Here is a 22,778-nt window from a genome sequence, read left to right as displayed (position 1 = left end):
TTTATGATACAAGATCACAATACCGATCTAAAACACGAAGAACAGACTGAAAGGTTAAAAGCTTTACAAAATAAGTTAGGAAACTTATCCGGTTTCTTGACAACAATGCGTTCTGATAACAATGAGGAATACAAAAAAATTTCCAATGATTTAAAAATTTTAATGAAACAAATTAATACTATAAGCAAAAACATGGAAATATATTTTGTTATTATATTAATATTAATGTTTATTATAATTCAGAAAATGTTGTGGACCACCGGTTTCAAGTACTAATTTTTCTCTTTTAACAACTTTATTTTAGGTTCTAAGAACTCCTGTTTAATAATTGCTGCAGCTATATAAGAAGGTACAGCGTCATCTCGATCACTTGATACAAGCGAATTTTCCAAGCTAAGCCTGTGTTCACGTACTTTTGTACACCTAGCTAGCTTGCCTTTAAATTCATCGTGTCTAAAACTTTCTGAATTTAGCTGTAATCGGTTTGATTTAAATCCTAATTGCTGCAAAATTTTTTGGCTTTCTATTACCTGCTCATAAGCTTTCTTAGAATTAAATAATAACTCTTGAAGCTTATTACTAATAAGATTAGCTCGGCAATTAAATTGGATAAATTCCGGAATTATTTCTTTATCGGCTATAATATTTATCAACGTAACATATTTTATTTTTATCAATAGCCTGATAATAAAAAAGCTTATAAGATTAACTTTATAAGCCACAATCATAGGAGTACCGGAAGCTGCTATCTCTAAAGTATTAGTACCGGATTTTGCTAAAGCTACATCCGCAACAGCATAAGTTTTAAGTCTCTCACTTGAAAATAAATAATTAAACTTAACATCTTCTAGAAACGGTTTTATTATTGCCTCATGAGCAGGATTTACAAGAGTAAATATAACTTTAAGATTATTACAACTCTTGAATATTTCTTCAATAGAAGAAACAAAAACCGATAAATGCCTTAGAATCTCACCCTTCCTACTACCAAGAGTAACACACAAAACTCTCTCATTCTCATCTATTTTAAACTCTTCACGTAAAGCTATTTTATCACTATAAAACTCTTGCTCCATAATCGGATGACCTATATATCTACAATCAAGACCGACTTTAGTAAAATATGGAGGTTCAAACGGTAGTAAAGCAAATAAACAATCATAAATTTTAGCGTATTTTACTGCCCTACCCTCTTTATATGCCCAAACTGATGGTGCAACGATATGAATCATTTTCAGCTTTGGTAAAAGTTTCTTTACTCGCTTTGCCACACGATAAGTAAACCCTGGTGAATCTATGGTAATTAATAAATCAGCTTTACTATTTATTATATCCTCCACAGTTTTATCAATTAATTTTTTAAGCTTAAAAATATGAGGCAAAATTTCTACAAAACCCATTAAATTTATGGAAGTAATAGGAAATAAGCTTTTAAAGCTACCGGCTTCCTCCATATATTTGCCGCCAACACCAACAAACTGTACAGCGTCATTCACAAAACTTGATACAGGTGAATTGAGTTGTACTCCTGTATTGTTTTTTAAATGCTGCATTATACGACCACCTACAAAGTCTCCTGACAGCTCACCAGCTATAAAGTAAATTTTTGTCATTAAAGATAGTTATTTTTTAAGGTTCTCAATTTCTGTTTGTAATCACTCTATTTCTTTTATAGATACTTCAGTAATCTCATGTATTTTTTCTATCGAGTTTTTTTTCATTAACATCTTTGTTGCTATTTTTATACTTTTTGTAACTTCACCTTCTTGTTTACCTTTTTTCCTCCCCTTCTCTATTCCTTTTGCCATACCTTGTTCTCTACCTTTTTCTTCAGCAGAAACTATATAAGCACGCTCTTTATAGCTTTTATTCATATAGGCATGATAAATTATTTGCTCTTTAGGAGTTATCTTCAGTATATCAAGACATTTTGCTACTTTCTTCATATATGGTGATTTAAAATCTTTCTTAACTTCAGAATGTTTTACTACATATAGCCATTTATCCAATTCATCTCTTATAACATCATTAAATAATGGTACTGATATTACAACATATTCTGGCAATACATTATATAAATCAAATATTTTACCTCTCATATCTCCCAAAGAAAATTGCATAGGGTGTTTTTTATCAACTTCTCTAAAAATAGTCTTACCGTGATATAAAGGTGCTTTCATATTATCAAAAGGAAAATACAATAAATTGATATGAAATATTTTTTTATAGTAGAATAATCCTCGCTCTTAGAAATACTATCAACTATTAATCTACTAGAATTAAAACAAGCTTTATGCATAAAAAGATTTGTATAGGATTTATCTATTTCTACTATATATTTATGTCCTTCTTCATCTTCCACAATGACATCTGCTACGCTAGATTTTAAGCTATCATTTTCTTTATTACTGGCACTTTCTAGTAAGGGGCTTTTATTTTAACAGCACTATAACCAGCATCTTTAAGAATAGCCGAAATAAATCCCTCAACTATTTCATAATCCCCTTTATCTTTTAATAAATATTTTATAGCGTAATCAAAACTTATTATAGTACTCATATCTTTTATCCTTAAATCATCTTAAATATATTGCAAAAAATGAAGACAGTAATTATAGCCCTCATATCTCTTTTCTTGAATTAAACGTACTTTCTCTCAACTCTTGCAGCTATATATTCAGATTCTTCCTCAGAGTTATCTACACTCAAGTCATAATTATAAACATTAATACTAGATACTTCTATATGCAAATCAAATCTATCCATAATAGGTCCCGATACTTTCATTTGATAGTCGCTAGCACATTTTGGAGCTTTCATACATTCTTTATAAGAATCGCCTCAATAACCGCATTTACAAGGATTCATAGCTGCTATTAACTGGAAATTTGCCAGATATTTTATATGAGCATTTGATCGTGAAATTAGTATTTCACCGTTTTCAATAGGCTGTCTTCATGCATCAATAACCTGCTGTGGAAATTCAGGTAGTTCATCTCAAAATAATACTTCGTTATGAGCTAGCGTAATTTCCCCAGGCTTTACTTTTTTTCCGATACCGCCACCGACCATAGCGGCCAATGAGCATGAATAATGTGGAGTTCTACACGGCCTTGCTTTGGTAAGTTTACCATCTAAAAATTTTCCTGCAACACTTGTAATCGTACTACATTCTAAAATTTCTTTTGTAGACATTTTAGGTAGTATACTGGGAAGACAGGCAGCAAGTCTTGATTTACCGGTTCCGGGAGGACCAAACATTAAAAGGTTATGCCGCCTGATGCTGTAATTTCTAAAGCTTGTTTAGCAATTTTTTGACCTTTTATATCTTTAAAATCGGGATAATTTATCGGCTCATCTTGTAGCTTAGCTTCCGGAGGAGTTAAAACTTGTGAACCTTTAAAATGATTTACTAGTTCAATTAAATTACCTGCAACAAGTATATTATTACCCGACCAAGCAACTTCCGAGCTGTTTTTACTTGAACAAATAAGACCTTTACCTCTAACAGAAGCCCCAATCGCTGCAGGTAAAGCTCCACTTACCGGTAAGCTTGAATCGTCTAATGATAGCTCTCCTATTATCCAACATTCCGCAATTTCAAGTTCAGATAAAATATTCATTGCGGTAAGTATCGCACAAGCAATCGCAAGATTGAAGTTGCTTCCTTCTTTTACTAAATCTGCCAGAACTAAATTTATTAAAATCTTTTTAGTATGTAGTGCAAGCCCTATAGAAGATAACACTGCTTTAACACGTTAGACTTGCTATATGCCTTATCATGAAATTTTTCTTAAAATACTATTTTGCTAGGTTGTAGATGTTATTGCATGGATACTACTAAATCGTCATTGTGAGCCGACATAGGCTGCGTGGCAATCTCATGAAATAATAACAAACTCCTGAGATTGCTTCGTCAATTACTGACGTAATTGCCTCGTAATGATGAAAAATAACAATCTTACCTTAACCATTGATTGAAAAACGTACTATAGAACAAACTTAGCTAAGTCGAGATTAGTTATTATTTTTGATAATTGATTTTCTACGAATTTATCATCAATAGTTATTTTTTTGCCTTTCATTTCGCTAGCTTCAAAGCTTATATCCTCAAGCAAATTCTCAAGTATAGTATGCAGCCTTCTAGCCCCTATATCTTCGACTTCTAAATTAACGGTGATCGCATAATCCGCTATCTTTGCAATAGCAGAAGCAGCAAATTCAAGACGTACGTCTTCAGTACCTATTAACGCCGAATATTGTTTTATTAAACTAGTTTCAGGTTCAAGCAATATTTTAATCATATCATCTTTGGTAAGCGAATTTAATTCTACTCTAATCGGTAACCTTCCTTGTAACTCCGGTAATAAATCAGAAGGTTTAGCAATATGAAAAGCACCGGAAGCAATAAATAATATATGATCGGTTTTAACCGGTCCATATTTAGTATTAACCGTCGTGCCCTCTATCAAAGGTAGCAAATCTCTTTGCACTCCCTCTCTACTTATTTCGGCATTTTTTGCTCCGGAACTACCAGTTGAAGCTATTTTATCAATTTCGTCAATAAAAACTATACCGTCATTTTCAGCTAAATTTATAGCTTGCTGAATAATTTTTTCTTGGTCTATTAATTTTTCTGATTCTTCAGGTATAATAATAGCCATAGCATCTTTAACTAGCATTTTTTTTGTTTTAGTCTTACTACTGCCAAGGGCTCGTCCAATCATATCGCCAAGATTAAGAACGCCCATAGATGCTCCCGGCATACCCGGTATTTCAAAACTTCCACCGCCGACAGGTGTAGTATCAGCTACGCTAATTTCAATTTCCTTATCATCAAGTTCGCCGTTTAAAATTTTTTCTTTGAACTTTTCTCTAGTCTCACTACTAGAAGTTTTACCTACTAAACTATCTAATATTCTCTCGATCGCTTTTTCACGGGCATGAATATCTACTTTCGTTTTTGCTAAAGTTTTTTCAGTATTAACGGCTATTTCGACTAAATCACGAATTATTGATTCTACATCACGCCCTACATATCCGACTTCGGTAAATTTAGTTGCTTCAATTTTATAGAAAGGAGAATTAGTCAGCTTTGCAAGGCGTCTTGCTATTTCCGTTTTCCCGACACCGGTTGAACCAATCATTAAAATATTTTTCGGTACTATTTCATTACGTAAATTACCTTCTACTCTTTTACGACGACAACGATTTCTAAGTGCAATAGCAACAGCTTTTTTGGCCTTTTCTTGACCTACGATAAATCTATTAAGTTCATTCACTATTTGAGAAGGGGTAAGCCCCATAGGGTCTTTTTTATAAGTAGTTTTAGTAGCTTTCATACAACTTTTTCCATTATAATATTATGATTAGAAAATACACACAAATCTGCAGCTATATTCATAGATTTTAAAGCAATTTCTTCAGCAGTTAAATTATTCTCGTAAGACATTAGAGCGCGAGCGGCAGATAGCGCAAATAAACCGCCTGAACCTATTGCTGCAACATTATTTTCAGGCTCTACAACATCACCGTTACCGGTTAAAATTAATATATGACTACGATCAGCAACAATCATCATTGCTTCCAAACGTCTCAAATATTTATCGCTACGCCAATCTTTTGCAAGCTCAACTGCACTTCTAAGTAAATTATGCTTATGTTGCTCTATCTTTACTGCAAGCTTTTCAAATAACGCAAGACCGTCAGCCGTAGAACCCGCAAAACCGGCAATAATTTTATTATTTGCTATAGTCCGAAGTTTTCGTGCTGTAGATTTTAGTACGGTATTACCATGCGAGACTTGTCCATCTGCTGCTATAATTATTTCTTCGTTCTTTTTTAAACAAAGTATTGTTGTACCGTGTAAGGATAAATTATCTGACATAATATAAAATTTATTGATATTAAGTTGTTAATTAAGTACTATTAGAATTACTATTAAGTAGACGAATAGACGAAGTTTAATTTGGAAAAGAGCAAGGAGTCTGTAAGCCGAGGAGCGGAGCGTATATTAATACGTGAGCATTCGAGGACTTACCAAAACAACGTAGTCAATTTTCCAAATTAAACGAGTATACTTGACTAATCCAATTTAATTAATTATTGTCCCTTGAATTTTCAAGTTTTAAACTTAAATAATGAATATATACGCAATATACATTAACTCCACACAAAAAAATAATAATTTTATTGTTATTGCAGAAGGCTTTTCATGGATAGCAGCTCTTTTAAGTATATTTTGGGCATTATACCATAAAATGTGGTTAATTGTTGCTATTGCCGTAATAGCGAATATAATCGTTACGGCGCTTAATATTGAAGAGTTAAAGTTTATATTTAAGATAGTCTTAATATTAGGCTTCGGCTTTTTTGCTTCAGATATTAGAGAAACTTATTTAAAAAGAAATAATTACCGACTAGAAGATATAATAATTGCCAACTCTAGAATTGAAGCTGAATTAAAATTTCTAAAACGTAGTATGCTTGTTTAACAGCAACGTGGTTTCATAAATATTAAATCGTCATTGCGAGCAGTCGTAGACTGCACGGCAATCCAGGAAAAAATTAAAGAAATGCTAATTTTAGCATTTCTTACTGGATTGCTTCGTCAAAACTTACATTTTTTACTCGCAATGACGGAAAATTAAGCCATACAATAAAGCTTTTAACAGGAATAAAATGATGTATAACAAAGAAAATGTTTTTGCAAAAATCATAGGTAAAAATCTTCCGGCAGAAATAATTTATGAAGACGAACAAATTTTAGCATTCAAAGATATAGCACCCGTAGCACCTGTACATATTATCGTTATACCTAAAAACGAATATATAGATTATGCCGATTTTATCTCTAAAGCTTCTATAGACGAAATAAAACATTTTTTTGCTAAACTTTCTGATATAGCAAATGAAGCAGGTTTAGATAAAGACGGTTATCGTTTAATAACTAATAAAGGCGAGAAATCGGGACAAACTATTTTTCATTTCCATTTCCATATTATCGGAGGTAAAAAACTCATCGGATTAATAAATCATGACTAAAAAATACAATATTGCAGTAATCGGAGCTACAGGAAATGTAGGGCGTGAAACTCTCAATATTCTAGCTGAGCGTAATTTCCCCATTAATAAAGTTTATGCTATAGCTTCAGATAGCTCTCTAGGGCGGGAAGTAAGCTTTGGAGAAAAAATACTACAAATTAATAGTTTAAAAAGTTTACATTTTGACGATATCGATATTGCTTTTTTTTGTGCAGGTTCAGAAGTGTCAAAAGAATTTATACCAAAAGCTACTGCTAGTAATTGTGTAGTTATCGACAAATCCTCACTTTTTAGAGTTGATAATCAAGTGCCGTTAATTGTACCTGAGGTTAATTTATCAACACTTAAAGAGTTTAATACTAAAAATATCATAGCTAACCCTAACTGTATCGTCATTCCGCTTGCAGTAGCATTAAAACCGCTAGATAATGAAATAAAGATTAAAAGAGTAGTGATATCTACTTATCAATCAGTATCAGGAGCAGGTAAAGCAGGAATGGACGAACTCTACAACCAAACAAAATCTAAATATGTTTTTGGAGAGAATGATCCTAAGAAATTTCTAAAACAGATTGCATTTAATCTTTTTCCTCATATAGGTAATTTAAATAAAGATGGCTATACAAGTGAAGAAGCAAAAATTGCTTCTGAACTAAACAAACTTATAGGTAATCACTTTAAAGCTAGCGTTACTTCTGTTAGAGTACCAGTATTTATCGGTCATTCTATATCGGTTAACATAGAATTTAACGACAAAATTGATGCCAAAGAAGTCGAAGAAATATTACAAGATGCCGATGGAATTGTTACAATTTCTAATAATAATTACCTTGCGTATATCTCACCCGTTGAAGTGGTAGGCGAAGATGCCGTATATGTCTCCCGAATTAGAAATGACGTAAGTAGAGATAATACGATAAATCTATGGATCACATGTGATAACTTACGTAAAGGAGCAGCTTTAAACAGTGTTCAAATTGCTGAAGAATTAATTAATAATTATTTATAATATAAACTAATATGGATAATAAAAATAATAATCTAAATAAAAAAAACCCACTAGTAATAGCATTAGGCGAATGTAGAACAGCTTTTTGGATAGTCTTTTGGTTTGCTTTTGTAATCAACTTACTAATGTTAATTACTCCTCTTTACTCACTACAAGTTCTTGATAGAGTCCTTGGAAGCGGTAATCTACAAACATTATTATTTTTATCAATAATAATCGCATATATTTATTTTGTTTACGGATTATTACAAATTGCTCGTTCTTTTACACTTATAAAGGTAGGAGAATGGCTTGATAGAACAGTAGCTCCCGTAATTTTTGCTTCTTCAATTTCTGCAGCTGCAACACGAGCAAATATGGGTTCTAGCCAATTATTACGTGATTTTCAAACTGTCAAAACATTCCTAACAAGTACCGGAATTAATACTTTATTCGATGCCCCTTGGAGCCTTATCTATATTGCGGTTATTTTTTCAATTCATCCATATATCGGTCTTATTACCGTTTTTGGTGCAATTATAATAGTTTCAACCGCTTTCTTTAACGCTGCAGCTACTAATAAAACACTTGGTGAAGCTACCGAATTTTCAATAAAAGGTATGACACAAGCCGATATTGCAAACAGAAATGCAGAAGCAATTGAAGCAATGGGAATGATGAAGAATGTTACAAAAAATTGGCATACATTTAACATATTAGCACTTGATAAGCAATCGGTTGCTAGCTATCGTAACGGTGTTATTTCTAACTTTTCAAGGTTTATCCGTAATATAATGCAAATGGCTGTTACCGGAGTCGGTGCTTACATTGTTGTAAAATCTCACAGTGCAGATATGACTCCCGGTAATATGATTATGAGTTCTATCATAGTCGGTAGAGCTCTTGCTCCTTTCGATAATGCTATTGATTTATGGAAAAGTATGAGCAGTGCTATTAAATCATACAAAAACATTAATAATTTATTTAACACTTATTCTTCTAGAGACGAAACGATGCCAATTCCGAACGTTGATGGTCATCTTACTGTTGAAAATATTTATTATGCTCACCCTATACCGCAATATTTACCACAACCTCCCGTACCGAAATATATCTTAAAAGGCGTTAGTTTTGCAGTACAACCGGGCGAAGTTTTAGCAATTATCGGTCCTTCGGCTACAGGAAAATCAACTTTAGCTAAAATCATAGTCGGGGTATGGAAAGAATCATCAGGTTCCGTACGTTTAGATGGTGCTGAAATTTATCGTTGGAATAGAGAAGATTTCGGTAGACATGTCGGCTATCTTCCTCAAGGAATAGAACTTTTTAGCGGTAGTATTAAACAAAATATAGCTAGAATGGAAGAAGATGCCAATCCGCAAAAAGTTATTGCAGCAGCTAAAATAGCCGGAGCTCATGAAATGATATTAAGATTCCCTGACGGTTATGATTCTGATATCGGTCCTGCAGGCTCTAATCTATCAGGTGGTCAAAGACAGCGTATCGGGCTTGCTAGAGCTTTTTACGGTAATCCAAAACTCGTCATTTTAGATGAGCCTAATGCTAATTTAGATGAGGCAGGTGAAGTGGCCCTTGCAAGTGCCTTAAAACAAGCAAAACTTAAAGGAATAGCAGTTCTTGTAATTTCACATAGACCATCCGTATTATCCGTTGTTGATAAAATTCTAATATTACAGGATGGAGCCGTTGCAGTTTACGGAACGGCAGAAGAGATTCAAAAACACTTTAAAACTTCAAAAAACGGTACAATTCATATTAATAACTAAAGTGTCATATCGTGACTTGATTGGCATTGTTGCATGGCTTCCAAATCATCATTGTGAGGGCACTTTAGTGAGCGTGGCAATCTCATGACTTCTATCGAGATTGCTTCGTCAATTACTACATCATGTCCTCGCAATGACGCAAAATACAAACAATACTGACTAAATATAATAATGATTAAATATTATGCAGGACTTAAAACACAATAAACCTCAAATTACTCCGGAACAATTAAAACAATTATTGTCCTTAAGAGAAGATGCATTAAATCTTAAAGATCAACGTTCTAAACGTAAAGCTTTAATAAATACTACATTAAAGAAAACCTCTCATGCTATAGAATTCTTATTAGTAAAACTTGATAGGTTTGTTAATTTTATTACCAAGAAAACCGATAAAGATCGTAATAACGTAACCCAAGCTGCAAGATCACCTATACTTTTCGGTATTTATGTTATGATCTTTTTAGTATTAATAGGTGGATTATGGTCGGCTCTTGCTCCACTTGATAGTGGTGCTGTAGCTGTCGGTATCGTAATGCCAAGCACAAATAAAAAAACGATTCAACATCATGAAGGCGGAATAATCAATGCTATTTATGTGAAGCAAGGTGATAAAGTCAAAGAAGGCGATAAATTAATAGAGCTTGAAGAAACTAGAATAAAAAGCGAACATAAAAATATTCTTGGTCAGTACCGTAATTTTTTAGCAACTGAAAATCGTTTAATTGCCGAACGTGATAATTTAGAACAAATCGAATTCTCTGATTTTCTAATGCAGGATATCAATTTACCGGAAGTAGCTAAAATAATGCATACGCAGGAAAATTTATTTAGATCTAGAAAAGAAGTATATAACTCAGAGAAAGATGCATTACATCAAAATATTGCTCAACTTGAGAAAAAAATTGAAGGTTTAGAAGCAAAAAAAGTTGCCGCCTCCAAAACTGCTGAAGTTTATCAAGACCGTTTAAAAGCTTTAAGCAGGTTAAAAGAAAAAGGCTTTGTACAAAAAGCAGCCTTATTAGACCAAGAGGCAAAAGTTGCAGCTTCAAAAAGCGATGTTGCAACAATTGAAGCCGAAATAGCAGGAATACGCCATGCTATTACCGAAACTCAAATTAAAATTACAAATCAACAAAATAAATACACTGAACGGATTTTAACAGAGCTTCGTGAAGCTCAAGTACAAACCGCATCTCTTAAAGAAAAATATAATGCCCTAACGGATTCGCTTAATCGTATGATAATCAGATCACCTGTTGACGGTATAGTTAATAGTTTAAAATATCATACAATAGGCGGTGTTATAAGTCACGGACAACCTATTATGGAAATTTCGCCAACTAATGACCCATTAATAATAGAAGCAAAGGTATCTCAAAAAAATATTGACTCAGTACATGAAGGATTAGTTGCAAAAATACGTTTCAGTGCATTTAAATCAAGAACAACTCCAACATTTACCGGTAAAGTAGTAAGCATATCTCCCGATATCGTACAAGATGAAAGACAGTATCCAGGACAACAGCAAGATAATTATTATGTTGCAAGAGTTGAAATCGATATGAATGAATTTAACAAAGTTGCTAAAGTTAAAAATCTTGAATTACACCCCGGTATGCAAGCTGAGGTACAAATCGTAACAGGTACTAGAACACTATTTAGATATTTACTTGATCCCGTTACTGATAGTGCATTTAAAGCTTTCAGAGAAAAATAGATAATTTGAAAAGTTTAAGTTAGATAACTTTACGAAACCTAAATATTTGCAATATTTATTAAAAATTCGTAATCCTTTATTGACTTTGAATCAAAAGCAGTATAACTTATTTTGTAATCTAATTAATATACAAAGGTTATGTTAGGCTACGAAAAAGAACAAAGAAGTTTAAATACAGAACAAAAACAAGCAGTCGGATTACTTTCTATAGGTACATTTCTAGAGTATTTTGACCTTATGCTTTATGTGCATATGGCGATACTTTTAAATAATTTATTTTTTCCGGAATATGATCCTTTCACTTTTTCGTTGCTTACTGCCTTTTCTTTCTGTTCTACCTATTTGCTAAGACCTATAGGAGCATTAATATTTGGGTATATAGGCGATCATTTTGGACGTAAGATTGTAGTTGTTTTAACTACCCTATTAATGGCTATTACTTGTGTGATTATAGGCAGCATGCCAACATATGCACAGATAGGTATAACAGCCTCTTGGGTTCTTACTATATGTCGTATAATTCAAGGTATGTCAGCAACTGCAGAAGCACGCGGTGCAGAGCTGTACTTAACCGAAAATTCATCTCCTCCTATACAATATCCATTAGTAACAATTATAACCGTATTTTCTGCCGTAGGCACTACGGTAGCACTAGGTATTGCATCAATTTTTACTAATCAAAATATTTATCACCATGAGTCAAGTTGGCGTATAGCCTTTTTCGTTGGTGCAACTATCGCTTTTGTAGGTACTATTGCAAGGACTAGTTTAAAAGAAGCAGAGGCATTTTCAAATAAAAAAAACCAATTAAAACTAAGACTTCAAGAAAATAATATTATGCTTGAAGAAGTTGACAAAGATATTCTAGATCAAAAAGTTCCAAACACCACTTCTATTTGGTATTTCTTTATCCAGTGTGCTAGACCACCGTGTTTTTATTTCGTATATATATATTGCGGTGATATATTAAAAAGAGAATGTGGATTTACTCCAAATCAAATTATAAATCAAAATTTTTGGGTATCTATAATAGATTTACTCGGTATTATCGGTCTTGCATTTATTAGCTATAAAATCCATCCTTTAAAAATCCTAAAGGTAAAATTATATCTATTTTTTACCTCTCTCATTTTTTTTCCTATAATGTTAAATTATAACCCTACTCATTTATATATTTTTATTTTTCAATGTTTAGCTGCATTATTCGTATTTGATCACGTACCAGCAGCTCCTATATTTTATAAATATTTTCCGGTTTTTAAGAGATTTACATATACTAGTATGCTAAGTGCAATAGCAAAATTATTTACTTATATTATAACGTCATTTGGTTTAGTTTATATTACCAATTATCTAGGATATTGGGGATTATTTTTAATTTTCATTCCAATAGGTATAACTTTTTTTATGGGAGTAACTTATTTTGAGAAAATGGAAACGAATCGAAATTTATAATTTTATTAAAAGTAGAATTTATATTAAATTTTAAATTATTTTTATAACATTCAGCATATATAAGCTCTGAAACTGAAGGTATTTCAAGTATTTCACTTAACACTAAAAAGCTTTTTAATGTCTCTTTAATTATTTTATGAGCTTTTTCAGGCGATTTTGCTTCCAAAGTTTGTAAATTATGTATTCTATCAAAAAGTTTTATAAGAGCAGTATCGTATCTTTTTTGTTTAATTAATAAAATAAGACTTTTCTCGCTACTTATTTTGCCCCAAGGTTTAATTCTAGTTAGACCTACTACATGCCTTGCTACTTCTTCATCAAAAATATTGCTAATTATTGCTTCAGTAAGTTCAGTATCTTCAATAGTGTCATGAAGTAATGCAGCTTGTAGCATTCTAAAAGTAAAGAGTTTAGGCACTTCTTTTGCTACAAATTCCGCTACCATAATCGTTACTGCGATTGGATGAGAATAATAAGGGTCACCTGATTGACGCATTTGCTCACCATGATATTTACGAGCATAATAAATACCTTTTTGAACTTCTCTAATATTGATAGGTTGTTTGACTTGGGTATTTAAACATAAAAGCCTTTCGATTAATTGATCTGAATATTTACAGCTTTCAAAATTTTTTTCCCAATATTCTATATCTTTCATACAATCGTCCTATATATATATTATAATATATATATTATAATATATATATTATTTTATTGTTTTTTTTGATGATTATCTTTTATATTTTCTTTTTAAAATCCAATTATTATTTATTAAAAATCTCTATATTTAATAAATTTTCTATTTTTAATGCTAAAAAATAACTATATATTAAAAATAGTTTTTTACAAAGGTTTATATGTCATTCTTAACTCTATCACCTACGTTTTTCTCATTACAACAATATTTCTTTTTCGTCTGTATGGCTTAGGAAGTATTCTTTCGAGGGTTTTTTAAAAAGAACATTACAAAATCTTTTACCAGAACAGCAGATTTTAGCTGTTATTATAGCATCTTTAATATTTGGGATTACATATTTTCAAGGCAGAATATATAGCTTTAAGCACTATATGCGGTTTTTTCTATGGTTATACATATTATAAAACAGGCAAAATATTTATGCTCTGTGATAGTTCATTTCGGTCTAAATTTATGCCATGTATTATTATTTACTTATCCTGCTCTTAAAACTTTGTGCAATAAATGTAATTTTAATAGACAAAGTTATAGCGTTTTTTTATTTACAAATAGTGAACATAATAACTAAGTGTTATGAACAAAGACATCCCTACAGATTTATTACCTTCAGAATATGAGTTAGCAAGCTCTAGTAATGCTGCTTTGACCCTATTTTTAATGGAAGCAACCTTATTATTCTTGTTTGGTTATTGCTGCTACTGTTGTTTCAATAATGAGCCAAAAGATATGGGGCTTGAATTAATCAGTGATCACCACGAACATGATGAATAATATTTTTTAATTATTGCATGGTTCTTAATGTCATTCCTGCGAAAGGCTTGCCTACGTGGCTCGAAAATAGTCATTGCGAGGAAATTATGAAATAATTGATGAAGCAATCTCAGGAGTTTGTTATTATTTCATGAGATTGCCATGCAGTCTACGACTGCTCGTAATGACGGGGTGGTATCCACGCAGGCAATGCCCACAACCTACAATTTACTTGGATCAAAGCTAAAATTAATCTCTTTCCAATGGTTAAAGCGTGCAGAGTCAAGGTTTTCGATAGGGCTTGCTTGCCATACCGCTCTAATTGCATTATCTGCCAAAGCTTCACAAACACTAGCCGGAATATTAGGACAGATTTTTTTGTTAACCTTTGCCTGCTCAATATTACCTGCTTTATCTAGCGTAATACTAATAATGACTTTTACCTTATTATTACCTCTAACTCCTGCCGGTACATTACTCCAATGTCTTTCAATCTGTCTTTTTATCAAAGATGTTTCACTATCGGAAAGAGGCAGCCCATCCGTATAAACCCCTTTAGCTTCTTGTGCATTATCAGCTTTTTTTGACCTTTGATGCTTATTGGATTTGACATTATCCCCTTCTGAAGATTGCTCTAAATGCTTCAGCAAAGAATCAAGCTCATCGGTTTTAGGCTCTTTTTTCTTCACATCTTTAGGTTTCTCAGCCGGTTTCGTTTCCTCTTTCTTTTCTTCGAGCTTCTTCTTTTCTTCTGCTTGTTTTTTTTCTTCTTCTTTAGGTTTTTCTTCCTTTACTTCTTCTTTCTTCTCAGGTAACGCTTCTTTTGCTTCTTCAGACTTTGGTTCTTCTATAGGTTTTTTCTCTTCTATTTTAGGCTTTGCTTCCATTGTTTTAGCCTCAGGCTCTTTTGCTTTTTCTTCTTTAGACAAATCTTGCAGTTCTTCTTTTGGCTTACTCTGCTCAGATTTTTTAGCGTCTTCGTTTTCTATAGGGGCTTCTTTTTGCTTTGTCTGAGTGATAATATTTGATTTATCGATAACAGGTAACATTTCAAAAGTTATAGTTTGCTCTTCCGGTAATTTTTCAAAAAGTGACGGCATACCGAATAGAAAAAAATATAAAAGAAGTAAGTGCAGAACAATAGAGAAGCTAAGGAAAACCGTAAAATTATCCTTATTTTGATTACTTTTCATTATTTTTAATATTTGAAATAAGAGCTACACGAGAAAAGCCGGCAGCATGAATTTCGGCAACTATCTCTACTACCTGCCCATAAGAAACATTTCTATCGCCTCTTACAAAAATTCTAGCATCCTTTTTTTCTTTAGTGATATTTGCAAGCTTGTCGGTTAAATGCATTCTTTCTATTGGAATTTCAAGTAAGAAAATTTTGCCTTTATTATTGATTGTAATAACCAAAGGCTCATCCTGACCTGACATCGGGCTTGAATTTGTCTCAGGCAAATCCACGTTTACTCCTGACACAAGCATTGGAGAAGTAATCATAAAAATAATTAATAGCACAAGCATCACGTCAACAAGCGGCGTAACGTTAATTTCGCTAACTACCGCTCTTTTACTTTTTCTATTACTTCCGGCAAGCTTTATAGCCATTACATTTTCTCCTGATCAATTGCCTTAGAAAGTATAGAGTTTAACTCACTAATAAAATCTTCAATCTTATTATTGATAAGAGTAATACGGGAAATCAGATAATTATAAAAAATTACTGCCGGAATAGCTGCAAATAAGCCTATCGCAGTTGCAAGTAACGCCTCAGCAATTCCGGGAGCTACTACGGCAAGAGAAGTATTTTTTGAAGTAGCAATCGATTGGAAGCTATGCATAATCCCCCAAACGGTACCGAATAAACCTACGAAAGGAGCACTTGATCCAACAGTTGCCAAGAAGCTTAAATTTTTCTCGAGCTTTTCGACTTCCCTATTTTGAGCTAAGTACATTGCACCCGTTATACGCTCTTTATGGTTGTTTTTTAAGCCTTCAGAAAGCCCTTTAGTGCTTAAGCTTTTACACTCATCCATAGCTGAGACAAAAATTAAAGCTAACGGATTATTAACCGACCTCTTTATGCTTTCATATAATTGTTCTAATACTCCACCGGACCAAAACACATTTTCAAATGCCCGCATGCTTTTCTGCACTTGCACTAGCTTAAATATTTTATCCAAAATAATAGCCCATGACCAAATAGAGGCAATAAGCAACATCAGCATAACTGACTTACCGATAATGTCAGAGGAACTTATTAAAGAAAAAATCGATAAATGATCTTGCGTAATGACTTCTAAACCATCACTAATATTAGTATCTGCACTCATTGAATAGATATTATTTAAATTATTCTAAAATTAAATAATATATTCATATTTTATTTTTGTCATTAGGTTATGTGAAAAATTTTAGTCATCAATTTAGTATGGCTTTTGAAAAACACTTCAGTGTCATACCGTGGCTTGACCACAGTATCCAGCAAATAACTAAAAATACTAATAATATTAGTATTTTTAACTGGATTCTGTGAATAAATCACGAGGTGACACATATTTTTAAACCATTAATTTAATCTCTCTTGACTCTTGTCAATTTTTCGTATAAAATACCGCTCTTAAATTTAATCTAAAGTTGCACATAAATTAATTCAATATTTAAAAAACTTGAATCTATAGCTTTTGTTCCATAGCTTAATAAATACAAAATACAAACAATTATTTACCTCAGATGCATTAGAAACTGAGCTGTTTGATGATATAATCATTCAAACTCACGAAAATAAAAAACATTTTAATAAAGAGTTATTTATATGATCTAATAACGTTATTGAGAGAGCAAAGAGAAGAGATAAAGCAATCAAAAGTTGCTGTTATTTTTTCTTCGGACTATAGAGCAAATTTATATTCTATATTTACTTGGTTAACTAACTTTCAGTTAGAACAATATGCTAGATTTATATTAAATCCTCCAAAGAATTATAAGGACTATGAAGATTATTTTTTACAAGAAAAACAACAAGACAGATATTCAAAAATCAAAGCTTTTAATAATGTTCAAGATAAGAAATGCTTGGCAAGAAAATATTTCAATTTATCAAAGCACAAACAATCAAATAATTACCCATTGTTTCAAAAAAATACTTTAAAATTGCAAAAATATTTAGAATATCCTTATGAATATAATACTGCAATTGATAAATCTGAATTTCTAGGTTCTGTAGATAGCTATTATAATGTGATAATATATAAAAATTATATATTAATAAAACAATCATTTATTAATAAAATTAATATGCTGAAATCAGAAAATATACAAAAATCCGATAAAGCTCCTAAAGTTATAAGTAAAGACACTTTTTTTAGACCTTATGGCCTTCCATCTTATTCTATTTACTATATGGATGACGGCACAACTATATATCGTGAATCTGAATCACCTTATTATTATGATAAAGTTAAAATGATAGGTCATGATACCGGATATTTGCATAAATATTTTACTGGATTTGGGTTTGAATAGACATTCCTTAGAAAGAATTGCTTTGTGAGTTAATTGAGCCTCTCGATGTCATTCCTAGCTAGAAGCAGGAATCCAGTAATAAAAAGTTCATACACTGTAAGTTTTTAATAATAATTCTATGTAAAATTTTAAACCTTTCCTATCACATTGTAGCAGTTCTTAAGCCCAACTAATACTAAATTATATTCATGAACAATGCAGAACCTTCAATTACTTTTAAGCTTGATATTATCACGGTTTATAACACCCTCAATATATTATCAGAAAGTAACATAAGAAATTTTAGAAAAAACTTTTCCGATCTTGATGTAGTAGAAATGGATAAAAACTTTTCATCTATACCAACTGTTGGTGCCGCTATAGAAGTAATGCATTATATATTTGGACATTTAAATAGTGAAAAATCTACAGTAAGTAGCAAGAAAGTTACAGAAATTAAGCATTCACTAATACATAAATTAATGCCTAATTATCCATATGAAAGTTACACAAATCATGAATTGTTAAAAAATTATGAAATAATACCAGGCTTTTTTGAATATCAATTAGATGGTGAACTCATAAAATGGATGCCGGATAAAATCATTTCTATACCACCTGATACGCTAACCAAAATTCAAATAATGAGTCTTGCCTTTCAATGTAGTATATTAAATAGACACAATGAAGCTGCTAAAGAGATATTTAAATGTATAATTGCAGCAATAAATCTATATTTTAATTACTTTGCAAAAGAAGTTGAACAATATAGCAAATGTGCAGAATATCTACTCCCCGTACTAAAGCTTATTGAACCGGAATCTAAGCTTAAAATTACCCAAGCACTAGTACCGTATATAAAATCTAACTTAGATTTGTCAGGTCAATTCTCTGATTTATTAATGGAAAATAAAAATTTTGAAGGGGTCAAAGCTTTACTTGAAGAATCTATTTTTTCGTTAAATACTCACACTGAAAATCAGGTTTTAGCCCAGTGGTATTATAGAACAGGGCGTGTTTATGAAGAAACCGGGAACTATGATATGTCCACTAAATGTTATAAACATGCTTTTGTGCTTCTACCTACACATCCAACAACAGCCTATCATTTATGGTCTAATTATAGAATATAAGGCAAATGTGATAAAACTAATGACTTAATACAATATGTACCGGTAGAATATATACAATACATTCTAGAAATGTTAACTAATCCATATGAAATTTCTTATAAGACGTTAGATATAATAAAACAAATACCTTAGTTCCTTTCTATTCATCAATATATGATGGCTATGAATACATGGCTTTTTATAACAGCATTTCCAATAAAAAAATTAACAAAAACCAGCAATCAATATTAACCGCAAAACTAAAAGCAATTAGTGATACCCCAAACAACATACTTCTAGCATTTTCACTTGCCCTATGTAGTAAGCAATTTAAAACGGCTTCTGATCTTTTAAATAAGATACCTGAGCATCAAATAAATTTGTATAAAAAGGCTATTATAAAACTTCGGAGTTACGTGGACCCAAATTATACGTTACCTCAAAATAATACTCTAATATCCAATGAAAAAACAAAGGTTCTTAACACCGTTAATACCGGTTTAATAGCAGATAACGAGACTAAATTAACTTCTGAAAAATCTAAAAAGATTTTCCAAAATGTTGAAAATGCTCTGCAAAATGATTCTTGCAATGAAAACACTTTAGAAATTGGAGTAGTTACCGCCTTGTAGTTACCGCCTTATTAAATAATAACCTAAAAAAGTACAAGAATATGCAAGTAAATGAAGTCAAAAAAACAAGAAGGGATTATTGCAAGCTATTCCCCCGATAATAAGCCAATAGAAAACTTAGAACAATTAACCCTTCAATATTATACAAAAAAATCCATCAATATTATCAACTAAAAAAGAAACATGAATTTTATCTAGCCACTCACAAGATTACCAACTGCAATAATAATTCTTGGAATATTCCTAAAGAAGGTCAAATTAAAATTGATAATCAGGAAGTAACAAAAGGTACAGATAAATTTCTTGGCAAATATAGAGGATTTGATTGTTACGGTACAATGTCTAAAAAAATCTATAACACCTTTGATAAAAGTAAAGTTACCTCTTTTGTTTCTGCTTTAAAAAAAGGAATAATATATCACAAACACGGAGTAACCGGAGTTAAACTTATTAAAGAAAATGCTTTTAAAGCTAAGTGGGACTGTGATGACTGATTATTTACGAATATATTATATTTTAATGAACAAGGGTTATTATTAAATGTTGATGAGTATGGTAACCATGCTGAAATAAAAAAGTTTATTAGCGGTCATCATTTGGAGTTTTATAATGTGGAGTGATTAACTTTAAGATTCTGCTTTGTTGTATGACTCGATTTTTATTGTCATTGCGAGGAAATTGCATAGCAATTGACGAAACAATCTCAGGATATTTGACGAGATTGCTACGCAGCCTATGGCTGCTCGCAATGACGATATCTATATTTCATGAGCAATACCTAAAACTTAAGATAATTTTGTAGTAGCACTTAAATAATCGTTGCCGTATTTCTCAATATAATCATCATAAAGATTGTTGATTTTAATTTACCTTTAAAATCAACAATCTTTTTCCTATGGGAAAGAGCAATAATTCCGATCGTACGTTACTAATATTATACCGTACCATCAAAATCAATTAGCGATTTTTTAAGAGCTTCTCTTGACTCTATATCAAGATGGTGTGTCGGTTCATCGAGTAGTAAAATATCGGGATTATTAAATAGACTTTGTACGAGTAATACACGAAAGTTTATAACCTTCTGACAACGCAGAAAGCGGCTCATAATGGTATTTTTTGACTATTCCAAGACCTACAAGCAAGCTAGCTACAAAAATTTCAGCAGTATAACCGTCATTAAAGAAACTGATCTTGTTTTAAACAACCTATTTTGGAGTTTTTTGGTATGTTAATCTCACCGAAAACTGGCTCTTCTTCCTCCTTAGTTAAGACTTTGAAAAAAGTTGTTTGACCTGCTCCGTTGGCACTTACTACACCATATCATTTATTGTTTTTAATATGCAAATTTACATCGGTAAATAGTATTGTACCATAACTCATGGCTAAATCTTTTATAATAATCATATTTTTAGATGTCGTGGTTAAATGGTGTTATTGTATAGACACCTAATCGCCATTGTGAACAACTGCAGATCTTGTTGCATGGCTCGTTTTATATGTCATTCCAGCGAAGGCGTTGTTGCATAGATACCGCCCTGTCATTGCGAGCAGTCGTAGACTGCGTGACAGTCCAAAACAATAATAAAAAAATTCTGTAAATCAAAATTTTTACTGGATTGTTTCGTCAAAACTTACAGTTTTTCCTTGCAATGACGACCTTCAGTATCCACACAACAAGACCTATGCAGGTATAACATAAGAGCCATGCGGGCAATGCCGAGCTTGTGGCAAGAGTCATAAATGCTTATTACTTAAAGTTAGTTTTGATGGATACCATGGAAGGTTCACGGTATAACAATAAAAAATCTTATTTCTTCAATAGCTCAAGAGCTTTTGCAAAATCTACTATATATTCTTCTGCTTTTTTTAAGTCTTTAATTTTTAAGTTATTATTCGCCTGCTCTTCGTCACCTATAAAAATAATAAATTGAGCATTTTCATTAAAAATGCGTTGCATTCTTTTAGCTATTTTACCTAGAGATTCTATGATAATAGCAATATTTTCTGTTCGCAATTTATCTACAATTTCTAAAGCATAGCAAATATTATTTTTGCCTATAGGTAATACAAATACCGGCTTAACTTCAGATATATTATATTCCCGCATTAAAGCAATTCGCTCAATACCGGCAGCAAAACCGATAGCCAACACATCATCGTTATTACCCATGATTTTAGCAAGCCCGTCATAACGTCCACCAGCTAGAATAGTAGATTGGCTCCCTAACTTTTTTGTAGTGAATTCAAAAGCAGTATGGCAATAATAATCAAGCCCTCTAACCAAGCGTGGATTTATGCTATATTTCACACCTAAAATATCTAGATACTGTATTAACTCCTCAAAATATTCTTTGGATTCATCAGTGTAATATTCAGATAAAACCGGTGCATTTGCTATTATTTTCTGATCAGTCTCACTTTTAGAATCAAGTATCCGTATTGGATTTTTGGATAACCTTATTTTGCTTTCTTCTGATAATTGCTCTTTAAAATCATTTAGATATTCTACTAATTTTTGCTGATAAACGCTTCTTGATTCATTACATCCAAGAGAGTTAAGCTCTAAGGTAGTATCCTGCTCTATTTCGAGTGCTTTTAATATATCAACAGCTAACTTCAAAGTATCAGCATCAGTAATTGCTCCTTTAGCACCGATATACTCATAATTTAGTTGGTGAAATTGTCTTTGACGCCCTGCTTGCGGTCTATCATAACGAAAAACAGGACCGGTAGCGAAAAACTTTAATGGTAATTTATATTGTAATCTGTTTGAGATGAGGCTTCTTATAATACATGCTGTAAATTCAGGGCGTAATGCTACGAAATCATTGCTTTTATCTAAAAAACTATAGATTTCTTTGCTGATTACGTCAGAGCTTTCACCCATCGAACGGTTAAAGACTTTAGTATACTCCACAATAGGAGTACTCATTTGTTTATAGCCGTACAATACTCCAACATCTCTTGCTTTGTTAATTATATAGTCGTGCACTTTATAATCATCCGGCAAGAGATCTTTCATTCCTCGGAGTGGTTGCAGTTTTTCAGTCATTTGGTTAAGTTTGTTTTGTTGCGTGGATACTA

At 32.0% G+C, this 22,778-nt stretch carries 23 protein-coding genes and 4 pseudogenes; 13 read left to right on the top strand and 14 right to left on the bottom strand.

Annotated features, from left to right (window positions below; all coding sequences use genetic code 11):
- Positions 1-3: 3 nt before the first annotated feature.
- Complete coding sequence (locus ABVF33_RS02815) at positions 4-276, top strand: hypothetical protein (RefSeq protein ID WP_499706188.1); 273 nt, start codon at positions 4-6, stop codon at positions 274-276.
- Here ABVF33_RS02815 and lpxB read toward each other — a convergent pair.
- From lpxB to hslV, 8 genes and pseudogenes are all read right to left on the bottom strand, one after another.
- Positions 273-1,613: a lipid-A-disaccharide synthase gene (gene lpxB, locus ABVF33_RS02810; protein WP_499706187.1), complete on the bottom strand. Its 1,341-nt coding sequence runs from the start codon at positions 1,611-1,613 to the stop codon at positions 273-275. The genes ABVF33_RS02815 and lpxB overlap by 4 nt on opposite strands.
- Before the next feature lie 42 nt (positions 1,614-1,655).
- Positions 1,656-2,201 carry an RpnC/YadD family protein gene (locus ABVF33_RS02805; protein ID WP_499706186.1) on the bottom strand — a complete coding sequence of 182 codons (546 nt, stop codon included), beginning with the start codon at positions 2,199-2,201 and terminating at the stop codon, positions 1,656-1,658.
- Complete coding sequence (locus tag ABVF33_RS02800) at positions 2,177-2,362, bottom strand: hypothetical protein (protein WP_041471833.1); 186 nt, start codon at positions 2,360-2,362, stop codon at positions 2,177-2,179. The genes ABVF33_RS02805 and ABVF33_RS02800 overlap by 25 nt, the downstream gene beginning before the upstream one ends.
- Positions 2,363-2,418: 56 nt before the next feature.
- A complete protein-coding gene (locus tag ABVF33_RS02795; protein WP_014273363.1) occupies positions 2,419-2,559 on the bottom strand; it encodes a hypothetical protein in 141 nt (46 codons plus the stop codon).
- 80 nt (positions 2,560-2,639) lie between these two features.
- Positions 2,640-3,260, bottom strand: a pseudogene (locus ABVF33_RS02790) (ATP-binding protein).
- Positions 3,260-3,745: a magnesium chelatase domain-containing protein gene (locus ABVF33_RS02785; RefSeq protein ID WP_499706185.1), complete on the bottom strand. Its 486-nt coding sequence runs from the start codon at positions 3,743-3,745 to the stop codon at positions 3,260-3,262. Before ABVF33_RS02785 ends, ABVF33_RS02790 begins: the two are co-directional and overlap by 1 nt.
- Before the next feature lie 243 nt (positions 3,746-3,988).
- The gene (hslU, locus tag ABVF33_RS02780; protein ID WP_499706184.1) at positions 3,989-5,341 is read right to left on the bottom strand and encodes an ATP-dependent protease ATPase subunit HslU; all 1,353 of its coding nucleotides are present in this window, start codon (positions 5,339-5,341) and stop codon (positions 3,989-3,991) included.
- Positions 5,338-5,886, bottom strand: coding sequence for an ATP-dependent protease subunit HslV (gene hslV, locus ABVF33_RS02775; RefSeq protein WP_004996101.1), 549 nt, complete (start codon positions 5,884-5,886; stop codon positions 5,338-5,340). The genes hslU and hslV overlap by 4 nt, the downstream gene beginning before the upstream one ends.
- Before the next feature lie 81 nt (positions 5,887-5,967).
- Here hslV and ABVF33_RS02770 point away from each other — a divergent pair, with 81 nt between their 5' ends.
- From ABVF33_RS02770 to ABVF33_RS02740, 7 genes are all read left to right on the top strand, one after another.
- Positions 5,968-6,069 carry a palindromic element RPE5 domain-containing protein gene (locus ABVF33_RS02770; RefSeq protein ID WP_499706183.1) on the top strand — a complete coding sequence of 34 codons (102 nt, stop codon included), beginning with the start codon at positions 5,968-5,970 and terminating at the stop codon, positions 6,067-6,069.
- Between the two features lie 70 nt (positions 6,070-6,139).
- A complete protein-coding gene (locus ABVF33_RS02765; protein WP_499706182.1) occupies positions 6,140-6,493 on the top strand; it encodes a DUF2628 domain-containing protein in 354 nt (117 codons plus the stop codon).
- A gap of 190 nt (positions 6,494-6,683) precedes the next feature.
- A complete protein-coding gene (locus ABVF33_RS02760; protein WP_499706432.1) occupies positions 6,684-7,043 on the top strand; it encodes an HIT domain-containing protein in 360 nt (119 codons plus the stop codon).
- Positions 7,036-8,052, top strand: coding sequence for an aspartate-semialdehyde dehydrogenase (gene asd, locus ABVF33_RS02755; protein WP_499706181.1), 1,017 nt, complete (start codon positions 7,036-7,038; stop codon positions 8,050-8,052). The genes ABVF33_RS02760 and asd overlap by 8 nt, the downstream gene beginning before the upstream one ends.
- 11 nt (positions 8,053-8,063) lie before the next feature.
- Positions 8,064-9,818, top strand: coding sequence for a type I secretion system permease/ATPase (locus ABVF33_RS02750; RefSeq protein ID WP_499706180.1), 1,755 nt, complete (start codon positions 8,064-8,066; stop codon positions 9,816-9,818).
- Between the two features lie 184 nt (positions 9,819-10,002).
- Positions 10,003-11,538 carry an HlyD family type I secretion periplasmic adaptor subunit gene (locus ABVF33_RS02745; protein WP_499706179.1) on the top strand — a complete coding sequence of 512 codons (1,536 nt, stop codon included), beginning with the start codon at positions 10,003-10,005 and terminating at the stop codon, positions 11,536-11,538.
- 138 nt (positions 11,539-11,676) lie between these two features.
- Positions 11,677-12,993: an MFS transporter gene (locus ABVF33_RS02740; protein ID WP_499706178.1), complete on the top strand. Its 1,317-nt coding sequence runs from the start codon at positions 11,677-11,679 to the stop codon at positions 12,991-12,993.
- Here ABVF33_RS02740 and ABVF33_RS02735 read toward each other — a convergent pair.
- Entirely contained in the window at positions 12,944-13,651 is a 708-nt protein-coding gene (locus tag ABVF33_RS02735) for an HD domain-containing protein (protein WP_499706177.1), read from the bottom strand. The genes ABVF33_RS02740 and ABVF33_RS02735 overlap by 50 nt on opposite strands.
- Before the next feature lie 612 nt (positions 13,652-14,263).
- Here ABVF33_RS02735 and ABVF33_RS02730 point away from each other — a divergent pair.
- Positions 14,264-14,461: a hypothetical protein gene (locus ABVF33_RS02730; protein ID WP_499706176.1), complete on the top strand. Its 198-nt coding sequence runs from the start codon at positions 14,264-14,266 to the stop codon at positions 14,459-14,461.
- Positions 14,462-14,661: 200 nt separating this feature from the next.
- Here ABVF33_RS02730 and tolA read toward each other — a convergent pair whose 3' ends face one another.
- Genes tolA through tolQ form a run of 3 tightly spaced genes read right to left on the bottom strand, consistent with a single transcriptional unit; the run spans position 14,662 to position 16,779 of the window.
- Positions 14,662-15,633 carry a cell envelope integrity protein TolA gene (tolA, locus tag ABVF33_RS02725; protein ID WP_499706175.1) on the bottom strand — a complete coding sequence of 324 codons (972 nt, stop codon included), beginning with the start codon at positions 15,631-15,633 and terminating at the stop codon, positions 14,662-14,664.
- Positions 15,623-16,054: a protein TolR gene (tolR, locus tag ABVF33_RS02720; RefSeq protein ID WP_499706174.1), complete on the bottom strand. Its 432-nt coding sequence runs from the start codon at positions 16,052-16,054 to the stop codon at positions 15,623-15,625. Before tolR ends, tolA begins: the two co-directional genes overlap by 11 nt.
- Positions 16,054-16,779 carry a protein TolQ gene (tolQ, locus tag ABVF33_RS02715; RefSeq protein ID WP_004996137.1) on the bottom strand — a complete coding sequence of 242 codons (726 nt, stop codon included), beginning with the start codon at positions 16,777-16,779 and terminating at the stop codon, positions 16,054-16,056. Before tolQ ends, tolR begins: the two co-directional genes overlap by 1 nt.
- 499 nt (positions 16,780-17,278) lie before the next feature.
- On the opposite strand from tolQ, the gene ABVF33_RS02710 reads away from it, so the two are divergent.
- The 4 genes and pseudogenes from ABVF33_RS02710 (at position 17,279) to ABVF33_RS02695 (ending at position 20,188) form a co-directional block, all read left to right on the top strand.
- Complete coding sequence (locus tag ABVF33_RS02710) at positions 17,279-17,971, top strand: hypothetical protein (protein WP_499706173.1); 693 nt, start codon at positions 17,279-17,281, stop codon at positions 17,969-17,971.
- Between the two features lie 188 nt (positions 17,972-18,159).
- Positions 18,160-19,083 (top strand): tetratricopeptide repeat protein, encoded by a 924-nt coding sequence (locus ABVF33_RS02705; RefSeq protein ID WP_499706172.1) that lies wholly within the window; start codon positions 18,160-18,162, stop codon positions 19,081-19,083.
- 170 nt (positions 19,084-19,253) lie between these two features.
- Positions 19,254-19,795 (top strand): annotated as a pseudogene (locus ABVF33_RS02700) (hypothetical protein).
- Positions 19,746-20,188: pseudogene (locus tag ABVF33_RS02695) on the top strand (hypothetical protein). Before ABVF33_RS02700 ends, ABVF33_RS02695 begins: the two co-directional pseudogenes overlap by 50 nt.
- Before the next feature lie 682 nt (positions 20,189-20,870).
- Here the strand turns inward: ABVF33_RS02695 and ABVF33_RS02690 are convergent.
- Positions 20,871-21,098: pseudogene (locus ABVF33_RS02690) on the bottom strand (ATP-binding cassette domain-containing protein).
- A 403-nt stretch (positions 21,099-21,501) separates the two neighbouring features.
- On the bottom strand, positions 21,502-22,746 hold the full coding sequence (gene hisS / locus ABVF33_RS02685; RefSeq protein ID WP_499706431.1) for a histidine--tRNA ligase: 1,245 nt from the start codon (positions 22,744-22,746) through the stop codon (positions 21,502-21,504).
- Positions 22,747-22,778: the final 32 nt, after the last annotated feature.

It is taken from the genome of Candidatus Rickettsia barbarica (genome assembly GCF_041477405.1).
Taxonomy (GTDB): Bacteria; Pseudomonadota; Alphaproteobacteria; order Rickettsiales; family Rickettsiaceae; genus Rickettsia; species Rickettsia rickettsii.
The sequence above is the reverse complement of the archived record's forward strand: the minus strand, read 5'-3'. Positions and strand labels throughout refer to the sequence as shown.

What these genes read in the sequence shown, in the direction of transcription:
- ABVF33_RS02815 (WP_499706188.1), top strand. Translation starts at nt 4, where the DNA reads ATGATACAAGATCACAATACCGATCTAAAACACGAAGAACAGACTGAA.
- lpxB (WP_499706187.1), bottom strand. Translation starts at nt 1,613, where the DNA reads ATGACAAAAATTTACTTTATAGCTGGTGAGCTGTCAGGAGACTTTGTA.
- ABVF33_RS02795 (WP_014273363.1), bottom strand. Translation starts at nt 2,559, where the DNA reads ATGAGTACTATAATAAGTTTTGATTACGCTATAAAATATTTATTAAAA.
- hslU (WP_499706184.1), bottom strand. Translation starts at nt 5,341, where the DNA reads ATGAAAGCTACTAAAACTACTTATAAAAAAGACCCTATGGGGCTTACC.
- hslV (WP_004996101.1), bottom strand. Translation starts at nt 5,886, where the DNA reads ATGTCAGATAATTTATCCTTACACGGTACAACAATACTTTGTTTAAAA.
- ABVF33_RS02765 (WP_499706182.1), top strand. Translation starts at nt 6,140, where the DNA reads ATGAATATATACGCAATATACATTAACTCCACACAAAAAAATAATAAT.
- ABVF33_RS02760 (WP_499706432.1), top strand. Translation starts at nt 6,684, where the DNA reads ATGTATAACAAAGAAAATGTTTTTGCAAAAATCATAGGTAAAAATCTT.
- asd (WP_499706181.1), top strand. Translation starts at nt 7,036, where the DNA reads ATGACTAAAAAATACAATATTGCAGTAATCGGAGCTACAGGAAATGTA.
- ABVF33_RS02750 (WP_499706180.1), top strand. Translation starts at nt 8,064, where the DNA reads ATGGATAATAAAAATAATAATCTAAATAAAAAAAACCCACTAGTAATA.
- ABVF33_RS02745 (WP_499706179.1), top strand. Translation starts at nt 10,003, where the DNA reads ATGCAGGACTTAAAACACAATAAACCTCAAATTACTCCGGAACAATTA.
- ABVF33_RS02740 (WP_499706178.1), top strand. Translation starts at nt 11,677, where the DNA reads ATGTTAGGCTACGAAAAAGAACAAAGAAGTTTAAATACAGAACAAAAA.
- ABVF33_RS02735 (WP_499706177.1), bottom strand. Translation starts at nt 13,651, where the DNA reads ATGAAAGATATAGAATATTGGGAAAAAAATTTTGAAAGCTGTAAATAT.
- ABVF33_RS02730 (WP_499706176.1), top strand. Translation starts at nt 14,264, where the DNA reads ATGAACAAAGACATCCCTACAGATTTATTACCTTCAGAATATGAGTTA.
- tolA (WP_499706175.1), bottom strand. Translation starts at nt 15,633, where the DNA reads ATGAAAAGTAATCAAAATAAGGATAATTTTACGGTTTTCCTTAGCTTC.
- tolR (WP_499706174.1), bottom strand. Translation starts at nt 16,054, where the DNA reads ATGGCTATAAAGCTTGCCGGAAGTAATAGAAAAAGTAAAAGAGCGGTA.
- tolQ (WP_004996137.1), bottom strand. Translation starts at nt 16,779, where the DNA reads ATGAGTGCAGATACTAATATTAGTGATGGTTTAGAAGTCATTACGCAA.
- ABVF33_RS02705 (WP_499706172.1), top strand. Translation starts at nt 18,160, where the DNA reads ATGAACAATGCAGAACCTTCAATTACTTTTAAGCTTGATATTATCACG.
- hisS (WP_499706431.1), bottom strand. Translation starts at nt 22,746, where the DNA reads ATGACTGAAAAACTGCAACCACTCCGAGGAATGAAAGATCTCTTGCCG.